This is a genomic window from Microbulbifer sp. ABM4_008, assembly GCF_056311705.1.
In genome coordinates, this window is record NZ_CM149970.1 from 3,706,471 (window position 1) to 3,722,841 (window position 16,371).

General features: G+C 41.7%; 20 protein-coding genes. 16 read left to right on the forward strand and 4 right to left on the reverse strand.

Annotated features, from left to right (window positions below; translation table 11 throughout):
* The first annotated feature begins 456 nt into the window (after nt 1–456).
* Complete coding sequence (locus ACYX4J_RS16105; protein ID WP_444915784.1) at nt 457–1,314, forward strand: PA4780 family RIO1-like protein kinase; 858 nt, start codon at nt 457–459, stop codon at nt 1,312–1,314.
* Between the two features lie 724 nt (nt 1,315–2,038).
* Here the strand turns inward: ACYX4J_RS16105 and rho are convergent.
* Both rho and ACYX4J_RS16115 read right to left on the reverse strand, forming a co-directional pair.
* Nucleotides 2,039–2,977, reverse strand: coding sequence for a transcription termination factor Rho (rho, locus tag ACYX4J_RS16110; protein WP_444915783.1), 939 nt, complete (start codon nt 2,975–2,977; stop codon nt 2,039–2,041).
* 1,100 nt (nt 2,978–4,077) lie between these two features.
* Nucleotides 4,078–4,521 carry an SRPBCC family protein gene (locus ACYX4J_RS16115; RefSeq protein WP_444942473.1) on the reverse strand — a complete coding sequence of 148 codons (444 nt, stop codon included), beginning with the start codon at nt 4,519–4,521 and terminating at the stop codon, nt 4,078–4,080.
* Between the two features lie 102 nt (nt 4,522–4,623).
* Here ACYX4J_RS16115 and ACYX4J_RS16120 point away from each other — a divergent pair, with 102 nt between their 5' ends.
* Both ACYX4J_RS16120 and ACYX4J_RS16125 read left to right on the forward strand, forming a co-directional pair.
* Nucleotides 4,624–5,514 (forward strand): LysR family transcriptional regulator, encoded by an 891-nt coding sequence (locus ACYX4J_RS16120; RefSeq protein ID WP_413664753.1) that lies wholly within the window; start codon nt 4,624–4,626, stop codon nt 5,512–5,514.
* Nucleotides 5,515–6,193: 679 nt separating this feature from the next.
* Nucleotides 6,194–7,246 carry a hypothetical protein gene (locus ACYX4J_RS16125; RefSeq protein WP_476177047.1) on the forward strand — a complete coding sequence of 351 codons (1,053 nt, stop codon included), beginning with the start codon at nt 6,194–6,196 and terminating at the stop codon, nt 7,244–7,246.
* A gap of 308 nt (nt 7,247–7,554) precedes the next feature.
* On the opposite strand, the gene ACYX4J_RS16130 is transcribed toward ACYX4J_RS16125, so the two are convergent.
* Nucleotides 7,555–7,767 carry a hypothetical protein gene (locus ACYX4J_RS16130; protein WP_476177048.1) on the reverse strand — a complete coding sequence of 71 codons (213 nt, stop codon included), beginning with the start codon at nt 7,765–7,767 and terminating at the stop codon, nt 7,555–7,557.
* A 3-nt stretch (nt 7,768–7,770) separates the two neighbouring features.
* A complete protein-coding gene (locus tag ACYX4J_RS16135) occupies nt 7,771–8,016 on the reverse strand; it encodes a hypothetical protein (RefSeq protein ID WP_476177049.1) in 246 nt (81 codons plus the stop codon).
* Nucleotides 8,017–8,308: 292 nt separating this feature from the next.
* Here ACYX4J_RS16135 and ACYX4J_RS16140 point away from each other — a divergent pair, with 292 nt between their 5' ends.
* From ACYX4J_RS16140 to ACYX4J_RS16200, 13 genes are all read left to right on the forward strand, one after another.
* Complete coding sequence (locus tag ACYX4J_RS16140) at nt 8,309–8,644, forward strand: hypothetical protein (protein ID WP_444942477.1); 336 nt, start codon at nt 8,309–8,311, stop codon at nt 8,642–8,644.
* A 383-nt stretch (nt 8,645–9,027) separates the two neighbouring features.
* Nucleotides 9,028–9,726: a hypothetical protein gene (locus ACYX4J_RS16145; protein WP_476177050.1), complete on the forward strand. Its 699-nt coding sequence runs from the start codon at nt 9,028–9,030 to the stop codon at nt 9,724–9,726.
* Nucleotides 9,727–10,359: 633 nt separating this feature from the next.
* Nucleotides 10,360–10,662: a hypothetical protein gene (locus ACYX4J_RS16150; protein ID WP_444942479.1), complete on the forward strand. Its 303-nt coding sequence runs from the start codon at nt 10,360–10,362 to the stop codon at nt 10,660–10,662.
* 128 nt (nt 10,663–10,790) lie between these two features.
* Nucleotides 10,791–11,147, forward strand: coding sequence for a hypothetical protein (locus ACYX4J_RS16155; RefSeq protein ID WP_476177051.1), 357 nt, complete (start codon nt 10,791–10,793; stop codon nt 11,145–11,147).
* 109 nt (nt 11,148–11,256) lie between these two features.
* Nucleotides 11,257–11,655 (forward strand): hypothetical protein, encoded by a 399-nt coding sequence (locus tag ACYX4J_RS16160; protein ID WP_444942481.1) that lies wholly within the window; start codon nt 11,257–11,259, stop codon nt 11,653–11,655.
* A 69-nt stretch (nt 11,656–11,724) separates the two neighbouring features.
* Nucleotides 11,725–12,162, forward strand: a complete 438-nt coding sequence (locus ACYX4J_RS16165) for a hypothetical protein (protein WP_476177052.1) — start codon at nt 11,725–11,727, stop codon at nt 12,160–12,162.
* 159 nt (nt 12,163–12,321) lie between these two features.
* A complete protein-coding gene (locus ACYX4J_RS16170) occupies nt 12,322–12,729 on the forward strand; it encodes a hypothetical protein (RefSeq protein ID WP_444942483.1) in 408 nt (135 codons plus the stop codon).
* A gap of 186 nt (nt 12,730–12,915) precedes the next feature.
* A complete protein-coding gene (locus ACYX4J_RS16175; RefSeq protein WP_476177053.1) occupies nt 12,916–13,254 on the forward strand; it encodes a hypothetical protein in 339 nt (112 codons plus the stop codon).
* 66 nt (nt 13,255–13,320) lie between these two features.
* Nucleotides 13,321–13,713, forward strand: coding sequence for a hypothetical protein (locus ACYX4J_RS16180; RefSeq protein ID WP_476177054.1), 393 nt, complete (start codon nt 13,321–13,323; stop codon nt 13,711–13,713).
* 23 nt (nt 13,714–13,736) lie between these two features.
* Nucleotides 13,737–14,108 (forward strand): hypothetical protein, encoded by a 372-nt coding sequence (locus ACYX4J_RS16185; RefSeq protein WP_476177055.1) that lies wholly within the window; start codon nt 13,737–13,739, stop codon nt 14,106–14,108.
* 274 nt (nt 14,109–14,382) lie between these two features.
* Nucleotides 14,383–14,718: an Imm8 family immunity protein gene (locus ACYX4J_RS16190; protein ID WP_476177056.1), complete on the forward strand. Its 336-nt coding sequence runs from the start codon at nt 14,383–14,385 to the stop codon at nt 14,716–14,718.
* A gap of 124 nt (nt 14,719–14,842) precedes the next feature.
* Complete coding sequence (locus ACYX4J_RS16195; protein ID WP_476177057.1) at nt 14,843–15,475, forward strand: hypothetical protein; 633 nt, start codon at nt 14,843–14,845, stop codon at nt 15,473–15,475.
* A 231-nt stretch (nt 15,476–15,706) separates the two neighbouring features.
* Nucleotides 15,707–16,162: a GNAT family N-acetyltransferase gene (locus tag ACYX4J_RS16200; protein WP_476177058.1), complete on the forward strand. Its 456-nt coding sequence runs from the start codon at nt 15,707–15,709 to the stop codon at nt 16,160–16,162.
* Nucleotides 16,163–16,371 lie beyond the last annotated feature (209 nt).

The following is a 16,371-nucleotide window of genomic DNA, read 5'->3' on the forward strand; positions in this document are numbered from 1 at the left end:
AAGTTGGACCTACTTACCAGCCAGTAGCCGCGCTGACAGAATCGCTGAAACAAATTACACACATTCCCCAAGATAAGAGCATAAAATTTCACAAATCAGCTGCATCATTAACCCTATCCATTAGATCACGTGGCTTTGGCACCCTTGGCCTACAGACTAAGCCACATAGGATGTTTCTGTTCGCCAACTCATAGTTTTACTCGCAGCTTCCTCCCCACAAAACCTTATGGTATAGCTATTCGCTGGTAGCTAGAGGTCATTAAACGGTGATCTGCCTACTGGGGTCGTTCACATGTCAAGTGCGATTCTTATTGCCCCCATCCTTTACGCGGGCATTATAGGGCCCCATAATCGCTCTTTATCCATAAGCAAGATTAGATTTCCTGCCTCAAATACACATAGAAATATGTCAATAGCATATATGATTAATTGCCGAACACTCAAAGCTGGTATCTAGTGAAAACTCCCAAACGTCTACAGCCTCTCATCGATGATGGCTTAATCGATGAAGTTATCAGCCGCCTAATGAGCGGCAAAGAAGCCGATATATTTATTGTCCGTTGTCGTGGCGAAATTCGTTGCGCCAAAGTCTATAAAGACGCAACTAAGCGCAATTTTAAAAAGGCCGCACAGTACCAAGAAGGGCGTAAAGTTCGTAGTGGTCGTCAAGCACGTGCCATGCAAAAACGGTCAAATTATGGCCGCCAACAGCAGGAAGAGATTTGGCAAAATGCCGAAGTTGATGCTTTATCCCGTTTAGCACGCGCTCATGTACGAGTTCCCAAGACTTTTGGTTGTGTTGACGGTGTATTATTGATGGAGTTAATCACTGACGAAGCAGGCAATGTCGCACCACGGCTTGGCGATGTGACAATGTCAGAAGAGCAAGCAATTCAAGATCATGCATTAATGATTCATTACATCATGCTCATGCTTCACGAGGGAATTGTACATGGTGATTTATCCGAATTTAACGTCCTAGTGGATGATTCCGGCCCTGTGATTATCGATTTACCCCAAGCTGTTAATGCCGCTGCCAATAACAGTGCACAAGAAATGTTCACTCGTGACGTCGACAATATGCGTCGTTATTATGGCAGATTTGCCCCCTCTTTATTACAGACTCAATACGCCAAGGAAATGTGGGCACTGTTTGAAGAGGGTAACTTAACGACTAGCTCAACGCTCAGCGGCAAGTTTGATGATGACGATGGCAGCGCCGATGTCGATGCCGTGCTAGAAGAAATCAAAGCGGTGATGCAAGAGGAACTGGAACGGAAAGAGCGCATACGTGAATCTTCAGAAGATGCATAAATTTAGATGAAAGCACCCGGTTTAGTAAACTTATTGGTTGCAGTGGGTATTGTTTATTATCCTATTGCACAAATTAGTGCACACACACATTAGAACACCCAAAGGCTGGAGGATACTGTGAACTGTAGAGCAAGCTCTCTTTCTGGGGGTTCCTACCTTTTGATTTACAGGTAAGAGAGATTAAGTTCTGGGAATTGATATGCAGATTTTTGGAAATGCTATTTTGGATAAAAGAGTGGTAATCGTGTTATAGAGTATTTGGGGTAGAAGTAGATTAGCAGGGTGTGGCTGAGAGGAAACGCCGGCAATCCCTATTCGGTGTATCCAGCGTTTATCGAGTTGGATGCAAGCTTGCTTTACCGTCTCCACTGTTCCCACCAAACCTTTAAAGCGGCCTTCAAAGTTCTAACTGAGATAAAGCCAGTGTTTTGCTGAGATGCCCAGCCGCTCAAGGATAAGGAGCGCTTTTGGGGGGGCTAAATGCCGGCCACTCCAGTCTACTAACGCCAAATAGTGATTCAGCTGAATGGGCAACCCTTTCGGCATATTAAGGCCACATTTCCACTAAGCTCTTCATTGAGCAATATCTTGTAAAAACACACCAGAGAATCGAAGTGTAAAGCCCTCGACTAAATAACGGCTGTCCCAGTAAGAACTCGGTCGCTAAATAACTAACTCCAAAAATGCTAAGCGGCTAAATACTATCCTTAAACTTAACTAAAAATTAATGGTCAAGTAACTCCGCATTAGTCGGGTACTTTTCAAGGAGTTCAATAAGCTTTTTAGTGCCATCTACAGGATTTAGGTTAGCAAGAGTTCTTCGTAAAGCTCTTATCGTTGCAATATCTTTCGAGTTAAACAGGATTTCTTCACGGCGAGTACTGCTTTTAGCAATATCCAAGGCAGGGAAAATTCGCTGTCTCGCAACTTCCCTGGACAATACTACCTCCATATTTCCAGTCCCCTTAAACTCCTCAAATATCACCTGGTCCATTCGGCTTCCGGTATCCACGAGTATCGTTGCCAGAATCGTAAGTGAACCACCACCTTCAATCTTCCTCGCAGCACCAAACAGCTTTCTGGGGACCTCCATAGCCCTGGCATCTATCCCGCCAGACATTGTACGTCCCCTGCCACTCTGCTGTGCATTATGTACCCGTGAAAGTCTTGTCAACGAGTCAACCACGATCATCACATCCTGGCCTTCACCGGCTTCCTTGCAGGCCCTACCATGGAGTTCATTAGCTACTCGCACATGCTCTTCATAGCTATGATCAGAAGAAGACGCATAAACTTCGGCCGGTACACTTCGCTTAAAGTCAGTAACCTCCTCTGGCCTTTCATCAATAAGCAAAGCGTACAGCTTTATTTCGGGGTATGCCTCTCCCACTGCTTGGCAGATATGTTTCAGCATAGTGGTTTTGCCACAGCCCGGTGGAGCCACAATCAAGCCACGCTGCCCCTTACCAATTGGCGTAATCAAATCCATCGCCCTTACCGTAAGTTGCTGAGAACCAGACTCAAGGCGAATAGGCTCAGATGGATTAATAGCTACTCCATTTAAGAACCGTTTCTTTGGATCAGAAGTATCCTCTTCCTTTTTATAAGCCCTCTTAGGCTCCGTATTTCTCTTTACCTTTAAGGATAATATTTTTCTGGACATAACATGCTCTTTATAAATCAATCGAGACCGGGGAGATTATTAATGATTGTCGATGGCTGGACAAAAGATTAGTACTCCCCCAAATTGGATACTATAGCCAGAACTTGCGGCTAAGCAATTACCCTTCCGAACCCAAGGCAGACAAATAGTCCTATTAAAACCCTAGAATACCGATTAACGTCAGCCGTAGCCATTGAAACACCAATCAGAATGAAAAAAACGAAGAACCGCTACTGATTGAAGGTGCACACTAGGACACCCACAGATTGTAAGATGACACTGGAAATGATACAGGCTTTCCACGTTAACGGCCATTTCTCCTGGTCTGGCTCGGACGAAGTGAAATGCTGAAAAAATATACTTTAGGTTGGAAAATTGCGTGAATTAGCCAACCTAAAGGAATAGCATCGAAAAGCCGGGAGGAAATAGTGGCGTGTCACCAAAAGGAAGCATTGGCAGTCGCCTATGCCATGCACCCAGCGTATATTGAACTGAATACAGGCTTGCCGTACAGCCTCTTCTGATCACAGCAGGCTTTAAAAGCGGCTTTCAAAGTTCAGATTGAGATAGAGTCAATGCCTGGGCGAAATGCCAAGCCGATCTAGGACAGGGGGCGTTTTTGTGCAATATAACCTCGTTTTCCGATGTCTAAATGTCGGCTACTCCAGTCCACTAGCTCCAAGTAGTGATCCAGCTGAAAAGGTAGCCCTTTCGGCATATTCAAATGTTCAGTGCCGACAACCGGGAGTAGATTTTGGGGCCGCTCATTTGAGGCTGCCGCACGAATACGCTGTTGAATTGAAGTGTAATCAGATTCTCAGGTGTCTTGGCGATATTGGCACGGATCGAGGAGGTCTACATAAGCCATAGAAGCAGCCTGGGCTCTTTCATCCAGTAAGGCTTGGGACTGAAACGGCCTTCCCGAAATCAACCTGTACAAGTGTCTTCAGCATTAGCTTGGCGAGCGACAGATTCATTTAAATATCGCATAAACCAGCTGATATCCGTTAGGCGCTCCCGCCATAGAGAGAGGATTTCTTTATTTCATCACTTCGCATCGGCGCCACTTAGTTAAGGAACAATTATTGGATCAAGTAAGACTAACTAAAGCGCCGCTGTAAATTATCGACTGCAATTGATATTCGCCCACCCAAATTTAATTTCATCTCTTTTATGACATCAGAGTTAGAATCGAGAATGTCACTTCGAGAAAAGTACTTCAGGTTGAACCTGGTTGACTTCGGTGTTTCAGCATTAAACTCCATTAGCATGGCGGGTAATAGAGGGAGAAGATCACCCTCAGTGTAGAAATCTTGATTCAATCGGCTTTTCTTAACTTCTATAACAAGGGTTGCTTCTCCTTCAGGCATGACGATCACTTCTTGATATGTTTTTCCGATCATGCCATGGGGAAGTTCGTTGTGAGAGGCAATAGAGGTTACCCCTGGGAACCATTCTCCGTAATTTTCCATGTTGGTGACGTACTCAAAGAACGTGTTAATCGGACGTTTAACCGTGATCGCGACTTCCGCTAATAAAATCATTATTTACTCCGGGTTCGTTATTTACGAGTCCACTATATTGTTCTTTTTGAATGACAAAAAGTGACCTATAATGCGATCGGAGTTTCCATTTTGGAAAGTGATATGTCGAAGTTTACCCAGTATGAGTCTTTTGTGGCTGTTGTTGATTCTGGCAGTATTCGGCTTGCCGCTGACAGTCTAAACAAGACGCCATCAGCGCTTAGTAAGCAGATTACAAACCTGGAGTATGATCTTGGCGTGCAGCTATTTGATCGCTCCAATAAGCAAATGGTACTTACAGAGCATGGCGCAAGCTTTTACAAAAGCAGTGCTGCAATACTAAGGCAAATCAGCGAATCAGAAAGGCGCATTCAGTATGATAACGAGCGCGTCGAAGGGGACCTCAAAATAACGTTATCCCGGTCTTTGGTTGACTCAAGCTTGTCTTCTTGGTTAAGTGAGTTTTCTGAGCGTTATCCAAATGTTAGATATCGGCTGGAGTATTCCGAATCCATTATAAACTTTAGTGATTCTGATCTTGATTTTGCTTTTAGAATTGGTGAGATTGCGGACAGTACACGTTTAATCTCCCGCGAGCTATGTGAGGTTCGACCCACATTTTTTGCAACGACAGAATATCTCGCGACCCATGGTACGCCTACTCAAATCTCTGAACTTACTTCCCATCGCGTTGCCATGCCACCTCTCGAGGACCTTTCACCAGAAGTAAGAAAGTGGTTAAAGAACAACAAATTTAATAATCAGACGTATGCTCACCATAGAATAAATGATGTTCACGCCATTCAAACCATGGCGCTAAAGAATATCTGTATTGGGTTCCAGTTGCATCAGAGTATTATTAAGCTAATTGAATCGGGACTGGTAATACCTCTTTTCCAAAACAACAAGTTACCACCTAAGAAACTCAGCCTTGTATATCGTCAATCTCAATACAAAGCTAAACAGATCGAAGTTTTTAAACGATTTATTTTCGAGAAATATAATAAAGAATAAGATGGCGGAGGGGCTAAATGATATTTCCTCTGCTCTAAATTCACACGATAATCGACATATACCAGCCCACGATGGGGCAACCAAAGACTGGGGGATGTTGCCAACAGTGTCTTATATTATGCTTCTGTTCGTCAGATTGTAGCTTTGCTAGCGGCCCCTCCCCTCATGGATGGCTTTATCCTAGAGAGAGGCGTTGTGCAATTCTTTCTGGGTTCGATCAACTTTAGATGTATAACAAATACTGGTAGCTTTATTCGACCCCTCAGGTCTCCGAAGGATACCCAGTTTATGTGGCTCCCTGTGGTCTCAGTTTCGTGAAAAAAGGGACAGGTAATATTTGGTTGCTCTGCCTCAGCGGCCATCAATCAAAACGCAGAAAATCTCTATTCTAGTTATTAATAAAAAATTTTTTAAATTTAAGTATTTTAATAAATCTTAAATTATTAAGTGCAAGCTTGATTGATTTAAATGGGAATCTACCCACTATTACCTTAAAGCAATTATTATTCGATATCGCATAACGTTCTTCATCACCTTCCATACGCAAAAAAACACCATTGATACCCTTCAGTCTGCCTTAGGTTATGAGCCCTTGCTATTTTCATTAGCAAGCTTAGTAAGGATCTTAATTGCTTGATTAAGTAAAACTACATAATATACTTCATGGGGTGGTTAATTTATGGAAAGGGGCTATAAAAATAGTTTTTTAAACACAGCTAATAAGGCACTTATAAAGTGCTTCATTCTCACGTGTATGTGTTTGGCTCTAGGCTGCGATAATAGTGGTTCTGACAGCAATGACACACCCAAGGATACCACAACAGCAAGTGAATCGTTGCTGGCACAATTTGGCGATGCTCAGGGCCGCTTTAGCAAAGGAACAATGCAGGCGCTATTAGAATATGAGGATACGTCGAACACATTGGCTCTTGTGCAGCTTATCGCCGTGAGTGATACCTATGGATTTAGCAACTACGAGAGCTCGATTGAATCAGTATGGTCTAACGTAGGTGGAGGCACTATTTTTGCGAGTACAGTAGCGGCAACTATGTTCGCTGAACGGGAATTTAGTGTGATTCGTATCGCCGAATTTCCGAACATTGATGCACTACTAGAAGCTATTAATTCAGACGATTTTACAACCGCTATAAATACGCTGTATGGAGCTTCAACTGATCAAACTTGGATATTAGGAATACCTGGGAATCTTCCGTTTGAACCTTCCGGTTCCTTCTCTGACCCAAGCCTGGATAATCTTGATGAAGACGAAGCCATTGAACTACTTCTCAATACAGGCGTATTGGATGATAGCGGCGATGCGGTATCGCTTTACACAAATATCGATGTCATGATCGATATGATTGTCAGCGACTCACCCTCCCCATTTTTTATGATGAACCTCATCGACTTTTATGAAACAGCACAATATTCTGACGGCCGAGAAACAGAATTAACCGGCGAAGAAGCTAATAGCATCTATGGTGAAACCATTGGGCTAATACTCTTTTCTTACAACAGCGGCCCTACCTATTCAATGGATGTTGATATTGTTTTGACTGAAGATACTATCGACTGGGAAAAGATTATGATTGTGCGCTACGCCAGTCGTGATGCCTTTTTAAATGCTTTCTTAAACCCTGCCGCACAGGAGGCTTTAGAACATAAAGAAGCTGGATTAGAGAATACTTTTGTTTACGTAACAGAGCTAGCTGAAACCAGCACGGAAAATTAACTATCCTTTTCAAGGCAGTTAAAACCATAACAGGACAAGCTAATGGATACTACGTAACAATACTTCCGGTGGGAAGCCTTCCTCCATTGAGTAGACGCCGACCATTTGAGCAGGCTACACACTGGGACACCCATTTATTGAAAGATGACAGCAGAAACAGTACAGCGCTTCTGTCTTAACGACTATTTCTCCTAGCCTGGTGTAGGGCAAGGTAGAGTACTGAAAAATTGTACTTTAGGTTTAAAAATTACGTAACTTTGGTCAAATAGGCCTTTGGATTGCTCAACTGAGGTGGCAGCACGAATACGCTACTGAATGGAAGTGTGATCAGAGTCCAGCGAGGTTTTTTCAATGTCAGCTCGGATAGGATTGAGATCGACATAGCCTATGCAGGCAGCCAAGGCTCTTTCATCCAGTAACGCCTTAGACTTGAGCCAGGAGAAGCCTGTACAGTGATCTTCTATGTTGGCTTGGTGGACAATAGATTCGTTTAGGCAGTGCATGAACCAGCTGATATCCATTAATCACTTTCGCCATAGCTCAATCAACTCTTTAAGTTTGCTCTCTTCACAAGGGTCCAGAGAGGCACCATGAATGAAGCGCTGAGCCAAGTTAGATGCTTTAAATGGTTCTTGCCAGCGGGGAATGACCTCAGTATCAGACCAAGTATTGGCCGTTATAGCATCAATATAGAACACCACATGATAGTGATTGCTCATTACCCCATAGGCAGCGATATCTCCCGCAAAGATAACAGCCAGCCTTTGCATTTCAATCTCAATCCACTGACGTCGGTGCTCATAGTCCCTCCCCCACCTCCATAAAGGAATGCTCTGCTTACACAGCGGGAGACTCAGTGACAGTTTGGAGTCATATCAAGAGAGATCTGTGAGCGGCGAGGCTGGGTGATGGGGTATGGGCTTAACTGTTGATTTTCGTATTGTGTCAATGGTTGTGAAGCCTTAAGCTCTACCTTTGATAGATGTAAAGAAACGGCCTTCTAAGATAACATAAACCGGCTCATTTCTGTGGCGGCTGAGTAAAACGTTACGTGAAATCGATATGAACAAAGTAGAGCTTGCTCGAAAATATATGGACATATTCTATGAAACAAAGGACTTTGATTCATTAGACCTAATACTATATGAAAAGCTGGATTTTGAAGGGCCATTGTTTAAGTGTAAATCGGCCAAAGAATATATAGAATCTCTGAAAGCTTCGCCTCCAGTTGATGTATCGTATGAGATGGTAGAAGAGTTTCACAATCCGAATTCAACATGTTACATATATAAATTCACTAAAAACTGTAGAAGTACATTAATGGCTCAAACGTTTCATTATAAGGTGGGTCGTATTAGCAAAATTCGTCTTGTTTTTAATCCAGAGGAAATCTCATAAACCAGGTCGATAGTTTCTAGATACCAGCCCCATATCATCCATCAGGTGGGCAGGTCCGCAATAGGCAGCTCCCTATCCGTAATGAATATCTACCCATTGGAGATGCCCCCTAGCCATCGCATCTCCAAGCTAAGCGTTGTAAGGAGTTTCTGCTCTTCAGTTCACAGTTTTTTACTGGCGGCTTCTTCTCCACAAGACCTCTCGGTGTTGCAGTTGCCATTCGCCAGTAGTTAGCATTTAATGGAACCCATTAAATGGTGATCTCCCTACAGGGGACTTTCACCCCATTAGTCCACGACCCTACCGGGCGTACAAAGTAGAAGTGCCTGATACCAAAACCTTTGATATCAAGTGCCTTAAGAGTTACAAACCTAGAGATAGCAATGATAAAGTACATTTTTCCTTTTTTGTTTCTGATTACTTTCAGTAAATATTCCATCGCGAACGGCTTTGTTGAAAAAAGTATTTTTGGCAACCAAGTAAAGATACCCACATTTCATGAGTATAAACCAATTTGTGAATCTGATTTTGAAATCTGGGATCACTTAAACACAATATATGGCCGCCCTGGGAGTGTACATCTTTTATCATGCTTTTCAGATATTGACCTTAAAGACTCCGAATCTGATGGGGCGGGCGGTATTGTAATGTTATTTTTTGATAATCGATATAAAGATGGCGATATATCTAAACAGAGTTTTGTTGATGTCAAAAATAATTTTTCTGATGAGCATCAAAAAATAATTGAACTCACAAAAAAACAAGTCAATTCAAATACTAATATTCAGCTAAGAACAGGGATTTCGATGGACAACATATCGGGATCTGACAATGTTAGCACCAGGGTTCTAAAAGATAGCAACAGCACTTATTTATGGCAAGTTGATATGAATGTATCGTATGAGCTTGACGGCTATCAAATAGAAGAGCGTACATTTAAGATTATTGGATATATTCTAGTTGATGGATGGCCGATAAAAATTAATGCAATATTTACGGACTACCCTCAAGATGAAAAGCGTCACACCATAAATATGGTACTTGAGTGGGTGGATATGATTACGCTCGAAAACAATAGTTAACTAATTATATTGATCTCGCTGGATTAAAGCGAATAGCCGGTAGTTTCTAACTACCGGCCCTACCCCACCCATCGTGTGGGTGCTCAAAGGCAGATTTCTTATCCCTAGTGAACTTCTACTTAGCGGTATTGCCAAGAGATTCTTCATTTGAATTGAGTGTCATGACAGTACATTAGCTCAACCTTATACCCAAATGAAAACACGCGGGCTGGGCCTAACTATTAGCCAGGAGCGACCCTGACATATTCATAGCACCAAGATAAACAGACCTCCCCAGATAAGAACACTACACAACTACATTATTGACTCTACTCATTAAATTATGTAGCTTCGATATGCTTGACCACATCCCCTCCAGACGAACCTCTATATACTGCTTCTATTTGTCAGATCGTAGTTTTACTAGCGGCTACCTTCCCACAAGACCTCACGGAGTTGTAGTTGCCATTCGTTAGTAGTTAGCATTTAATAGCCCCCATTAAGCGGTGACCTTCCTACAGGGAACTTTCACTCCATTTGATCACAGCTATGCTGGCCGTACCAAGTTGCCGCGCAAACACGGAGTAAAGCTGGGGTAGGCTCGCCAGTGTGCGGTCCGCCAGTGGGTAAGATGTTATGCATTGAGGGATAAAAATGCCGATTGATGAAATTGGGATAGGTATTTTCGGAGCTATATTTAGGTTTCTTGGATGGCTATTATTCGAAGTCACTATTGAAGTACTAATAAAAGGTCTAGGGTATCTAATTTGTCGCCCCTTCAAGAAAGTAGATATAGATGGTGCTTTCTGTATTGTTATGGGGCTTATAGCTTGGGTAGTAATATTAATCTCAGTAATGTTAGTTACAGATTGGGTATCTAAGAATATAGAAATTCACTCATGCCTCGATGGTGGTGGTCACTTTAATTACCAATCAAGCGTATGTGAATATGAATAATTAAAGAGCACTAAACAAAGCTACCAAAATTGACAGAAGATCACTGAATCTGCTGTTACAATGCTCATTTTGTGCTTAATAGTACAAACAACCCCCGCCTTTTATAGCCTCGTTATAGGTCCTAGAGTATGAGCAAAGTATGGAGAGAAACTGCAGACCCCCAAAAGCACATTGACTACATAAGCACACGAAACGAAGGTGGTGTTACAGTCAAAGCTTCAAGAGATAATTTAATTGACAACTGGGTTTACTTCGCAACCGCGTGTAATTTCACCTTCCAGTTTTCGAGTATTGATCAAGTACAAGAATGCAAGGACTATTTTTTAAAGTCCATACACCCTTCTACCCAAGAAGCAGGTCACGATTTAGAGCATTATTGGCACCCTTGGTATTCAAAACTGCCCAAGGGTATAAATAAAGGTGTTAAGCGTCAGAAAGTTATCAAAGTGTTAGACAGTATTTTAGATAAGTGGAGCAATCCATAACAATTGCAAACAGGCTGCTACGGTCCTTTGGCCCTTCACGGGATGGTGTACACTATTCACCAGCGTCCTTGTTGTAGCCACAACGCATAAACAACAAAGCAAAAAGAGTATGGAAAACATAGAAATACCCAAAGATATTGTACAGTTTGTAGATAATCTTATCGATTCAGGTAAAGAAGAATTCGAAGTAATAAAGATACAAGTACTCCAGGATGAAACCAAGCAGCATGACGATGATCTAATTAAATCGATAGTTCATGAGTTCACCCAAATATTACAACGTTTGGCATCGGTTTTAGAGAATAAGTACGGTCCAGCCAAAATCGTATTAAATGCAGATTTTGACGAAGAAGAGGAAGATGAGTTCGAAGAAGGCGACGAAGAGTTTTACATCCCATGCTCGTTTTCATCCGCAGTCTGGACTACTGATGACTTCACTCTTTATCTGGGTGTATGTCAGGAAGATAGAGAGTTTCCTATAGTTTTAGCCGTTGGTGTAGAGTACTAAAAATGCCTAACAATGAATCCAAGTATGTTCCGGCGGCAAAAAGATGCCGTCGAAACGGGATGTGAGCCTATGAAGAAGTTAAAAATATTCGGTTCTTTGATTGTAATTTTGGCTTGTGAATCTGCGACACTCTCGCTCTTAACCTTTCTGGGAGATCACGTATTTATAGGAGGCCGGTTAGCGGAAGACGCAGAAAATATACTGATACTTTTTCTCTTCTTTTTCTTCTACAAGCTATTATTCGAGATATTACCACTCACTCTCGTTTATCGTCCGGAAGCCATCGAAAGGGGATTAACTGCTACGCAGTTCTTGAGACGACGCACATACCTGTCAGCGGCAACCACATTTGTATTGATATTGTTGGCTATGGATATGCCTATGGGGGGGGCTAGCGGTGTATCATTTTATACATATATTGCCGGTTCTATATATTCCATCAGTCTTTATAGCATTTTTGTTTTATCGAAATTTAGTTGTCGGATGCTGGTTAAGAGGGAGCCCTAGTGCGCGCACATGACAAACGCAGGCTAAATGCTCCACCCTACGGGCCTCCGTATAAGGCCCAAGACTATGCATTAAGCACTATAGTGTCCAGCAGAGCATAAGCACAAATGCGCATTGTTAGAGCGCCTACTTTTTGTGGGCAAGGCCAACGTAGAGAGTATGAATAAAAAACAGCTATTTGATAGAGTGATTCACTCCGAATTTCCTGCCAAGAAAGATTTATTGCAATTACTTTCCAAGGACGCAGTACTTATTAACTCGAAGGAAGACGTTCCGCTAAAAGTAAGATCTTTTCTTGGACCAATTAGAAGTAAGATTAAAGTCATGGAAGAGCAGTATGAAACTACACTCTATATTTATAATGCTTTGAGACAGTCAAAGCATCTTATATCTATGTGGAAGGATATTAGCTATCAACCGTGTGCTACGGTACGCCTAGAAAAAAATCAGGATTTTTACTATTTGATTTTTTACAATCCAGACAGTATCGACGTGTACGGAGCTATTCAATACGTAAATAGCATATCTAAAGAAACTCATATTAGAAGGATCTCGCAAAATTTATAACAACTAGCTATACTCGATCACCCACACTCCGCTCATTTTGTATTGTACGCTATGCTAGCAAAAATTGGGACCATTCCGATGGCCGCTGAACAAGGTATCATGGCGACTAGTGAAAGAACGTAATATGGACAATACAGATTACAAGACACACTTAGGACTCTAGAAAGCAGAGAGAGCTTATGGGGCATGCTAATTGCCACCATTATTGGCTCTATTCCAACTATCGCCATCTTCTATTCTGCTCCAGAATTATTCATATCAGTATTTGGCTGGGTTATTCCTGGAGTAGTATTAGGCGGATTTGTTCGTCTGGCAATAAGTGCTCACAGCTTGAAGTTACGCCTAATACCCGCCATTTTAATATTTCTACTTGGGCCCATGCTATTCTATGTAACCATGAATCCGTTTACACTATTCATTGGCTTGATGAACATGTTCATAGTTTTGCTGATAACTAGGCCTAATCTCTCAAAAGAGGAAGAGCGCGCATTTTGGTTGCAGAGACAAGGGAAGCTTCAGCCATAACAATGCCAGCCAGTATACTCCGAGCCATCGGCCTACGCGGGACAATAACCATAAGGTCATTTTAGATTGAGAATCTATGTATTTTTAATAATCATGTTTTCTGCTCAGGCAGCACTCGGTTGCTACTGTGTAGAATCTCCACTTAAGGAGAGATATCTGGAGTCTGACTATGTCTACCTTGGCCAGGTTCGCTCTTCTACTCTTGGCGACGATGATGTCGTCACCAACAAATTATTTGTACTTGAGAAATTAAAGGGCACTGCAGATACTTTGGTAGTAAAAAACACACTCTTTGCCGATGATTTGTGCGCATCCCACATGGTGGTCGGGTACAAATATTTGGTTTTTGGAGAATTTGGCTCAACACCTAAGATTCACTCATGCTCACACACTCGTTTGCTCGGGGACATTGGCAAAGAAGGGTTGGCTCTACTCCGAGAAATGTCTAGCAAGCAGTAATCTACTACCGGCTGGGCCTTCACATGATGTTACTTTTCAAGAGACATATAAAATATATACCTCAAGTTTTAGCTTTCGTAGCAGGTATAGCTATTACTGCAGGATCAGGATTGTATTTTCTTAAACGAGAAGTCGCTTCACAAGTAGCTTACATGAATGCTTTAGCGATCTACCAGATAATCGATGGGCTCGAAAATGACAGAATTACAAAAGCTCCGAAAACTGAAGAGTGGTTATGTCATCTCGCATTTAGAATGGAGTACAACCTAAAGTCAGTATGGCCTAAAGTGGCAAAAGAATATGTCTTTCCTGCTAAAGCCAAATTAGTATCACATAGGAAAAACGTAGGGTTACAAGAGTGTGATAATCAACAAAGCAATCAAAGCAAGTTATAGCTACGCCGTAAGAAGCCTTCCCCATCGAATAGATGCCTACCTTATTTGCTCCACCTATTAAAGCACATAGCTTCGCCGTCTCTGAACGCCCCGCTTCCAGACTAGGCTTTATAGAATGTTTCTTTTCGTTGGATCAAAGTTTCCTTAGCTGCTTTCTTCCCACAAGACCTTGCGGTGCTACAGTTGCCATTCGCTAGTAGATAGCATTTAATGGGGCCCATTAGACGGTAGTCTCGCCACAAGAAACTTTCGCCCCAACACTTTATGAGAAATAATGAAAGCCACCATCAACAGCTATGATTGTGTTGACCATGATCCAATTGATCAGTGGGTGCCAAATGACCCGTATGATGTGGATATATGGGTTAATTGTACAATTGGGCCTGATACCGAAAGCGGCGATAACTTTCAAGTTCATATCGTTACACCAAACAACCTCTGCAGCAAAGGTTCTACCAAATACGCCATCATTCTTTATGAATACAGTTGGATGAAGGTGTTTCGCACGGTAGAGTCAATGCTTGAACAATGTCAATGTACGAGCTGGGTAGGTATTAGCAATCAATTGGCTAATCTTATGCACTGGGAATATGAAAATTACAAGCCATAAGTAAGGGGTTAGCCGTGTTACTACATAACATAGCAGTGCATCATTTCCCACTACGTGGACAGGGTATCCATTTCACAGCTCCACTACTAAACAACAGCAGATGCTTACCGTACTAGGTTTTCAAATGTATCAAGAAAGTCATTCGCTATTAAGGAAAGTAATTTTCGATTGTGCGTTCCTAGCACTCAATTCAGTTTTACTTCTCAGTGGCTCACTCATAATTTTTAATGGAGATACAGCAGGCAAGCCTCCTGAGGTAATCAAACTATTGCTCTCTAGTGTGTGTTTTCTTGGCGCGGCCCTAATGCTTTTTGGGTTAATTTGTCAGATTAGAAGAATTAGCAACTTACAAGGAGGTTGGTATATTGAACTAAATAGCCACTCTATCAGATTTGAAACACCTGATGATGAGGTAGATCCATTCGATTTGGACTTCACAAAAGTCAATAAATTATCTAGGGAAGCATATGAAGATGACGGAATATGGTACAAATGGTTTATCTACACTGAAAACGATGATAAAGAATTAAAGAGACCATTTGACCTTGGTCCATTTTCGGAAGAGAAAATCGCAGATAAAATTAATAGATGTTACGGTATAAGGGTGGTTGAAGTCAACATTAACGGTCATAGTTCTGAATGGCAATATACCCTATGGTTTAGACTAAAGTCACTGCTTAGCTCGATTTTTGGAGCTTTAATATTTTCATCTTTTGTCATTCCTGGGTTATTTTATCTTGTAAAGGTGATACAGTAGTTTGATTATTGGCCAATTTGGCGCGAGCAGTTTGCTTTAGCCTTTTGGACCTCTGCGGACGTTATGGGGTAAGAGATATCAAGCAATGATCACAAGATTGGAAATGTTCAAACCATAAACATGGTAGACAAAGATATGCCTGAAAAGGTTGAAACCTATTTGCTGCCCAAATCAAAGACATACAGTTGCGCCAAGAGTTAGAGAGCCCCCAAATTTTAGACTAGGTTTAGCATGATAATAAAACTAGATAATTCAAACGAAGAAATAGCAAATCAGATTTTCATAATATTTCAACGCTCCTATAATGTTGAAGCTCAATTGATAGGTGCCGCTGACTTTCCTCCACTATCGCGAAGTGCGCAAGATATAGAGAAATCCAAATCGCAATTTTATGGATTTATTGAAAATGAGTGTCTAGCCGCAACTATTGAGATTGCTATAGAAGATAAGCGATTAGAAATTAATAGTTTAACTGTTGATCCAGATTATTTCAGGAAAGGAATAGCAGGTAAATTGCTAAGCTACATCCTAGATGAATTTGAATTTATAGAAGCAATTGTAGAAACAGCTGCTGTAAATGAGCCCGCAATTAATTTATATAAAAAGTATGGTTTTGTTGAGTTTAAACAATGGATTCCGCCTCATGGCATTAAAAAGGTGGCATTATCATTAAAAAATGCGCTATAAAAAGAATAGCCGGTAGTTTCTAGCTACTGGCTACCCACACCATCCATCATAGGGTCCGCAATAAATTTCTATCCGGTGACAGCATCAAGCAGGTCTTAACCATCTCCAGGGTAATAGTCTCGGTATTAGGCCATTAGACGATCAGCTGACATCTGTTTAATCACCTTGATTATTACGCGGTATTGTTCCACCACTTTTTTCTATTCCTG

Bases quoted from the DNA above. Each gene is read 5' to 3' on its own strand.
- ACYX4J_RS16150 (WP_444942479.1), top strand. From the start codon at position 10,360: ATGCCGATTGATGAAATTGGGATAGGTATTTTCGGAGCTATATTTAGG.
- ACYX4J_RS16130 (WP_476177048.1), bottom strand. From the start codon at position 7,767: ATGGATATCAGCTGGTTCATGCACTGCCTAAACGAATCTATTGTCCAC.
- rho (WP_444915783.1), bottom strand. From the start codon at position 2,977: ATGTCCAGAAAAATATTATCCTTAAAGGTAAAGAGAAATACGGAGCCT.
- ACYX4J_RS16185 (WP_476177055.1), top strand. From the start codon at position 13,737: ATGATGTTACTTTTCAAGAGACATATAAAATATATACCTCAAGTTTTA.
- ACYX4J_RS16155 (WP_476177051.1), top strand. From the start codon at position 10,791: ATGAGCAAAGTATGGAGAGAAACTGCAGACCCCCAAAAGCACATTGAC.
- ACYX4J_RS16140 (WP_444942477.1), top strand. From the start codon at position 8,309: ATGAACAAAGTAGAGCTTGCTCGAAAATATATGGACATATTCTATGAA.
- ACYX4J_RS16145 (WP_476177050.1), top strand. From the start codon at position 9,028: ATGATAAAGTACATTTTTCCTTTTTTGTTTCTGATTACTTTCAGTAAA.
- ACYX4J_RS16120 (WP_413664753.1), top strand. From the start codon at position 4,624: ATGTCGAAGTTTACCCAGTATGAGTCTTTTGTGGCTGTTGTTGATTCT.
- ACYX4J_RS16115 (WP_444942473.1), bottom strand. From the start codon at position 4,521: ATGATTTTATTAGCGGAAGTCGCGATCACGGTTAAACGTCCGATTAAC.
- ACYX4J_RS16165 (WP_476177052.1), top strand. From the start codon at position 11,725: ATGAAGAAGTTAAAAATATTCGGTTCTTTGATTGTAATTTTGGCTTGT.
- ACYX4J_RS16170 (WP_444942483.1), top strand. From the start codon at position 12,322: ATGAATAAAAAACAGCTATTTGATAGAGTGATTCACTCCGAATTTCCT.
- ACYX4J_RS16200 (WP_476177058.1), top strand. From the start codon at position 15,707: ATGATAATAAAACTAGATAATTCAAACGAAGAAATAGCAAATCAGATT.
- ACYX4J_RS16175 (WP_476177053.1), top strand. From the start codon at position 12,916: ATGCTAATTGCCACCATTATTGGCTCTATTCCAACTATCGCCATCTTC.
- ACYX4J_RS16160 (WP_444942481.1), top strand. From the start codon at position 11,257: ATGGAAAACATAGAAATACCCAAAGATATTGTACAGTTTGTAGATAAT.
- ACYX4J_RS16135 (WP_476177049.1), bottom strand. From the start codon at position 8,016: ATGCAAAGGCTGGCTGTTATCTTTGCGGGAGATATCGCTGCCTATGGG.
- ACYX4J_RS16125 (WP_476177047.1), top strand. From the start codon at position 6,194: ATGGAAAGGGGCTATAAAAATAGTTTTTTAAACACAGCTAATAAGGCA.
- ACYX4J_RS16190 (WP_476177056.1), top strand. From the start codon at position 14,383: ATGAAAGCCACCATCAACAGCTATGATTGTGTTGACCATGATCCAATT.
- ACYX4J_RS16195 (WP_476177057.1), top strand. From the start codon at position 14,843: ATGTATCAAGAAAGTCATTCGCTATTAAGGAAAGTAATTTTCGATTGT.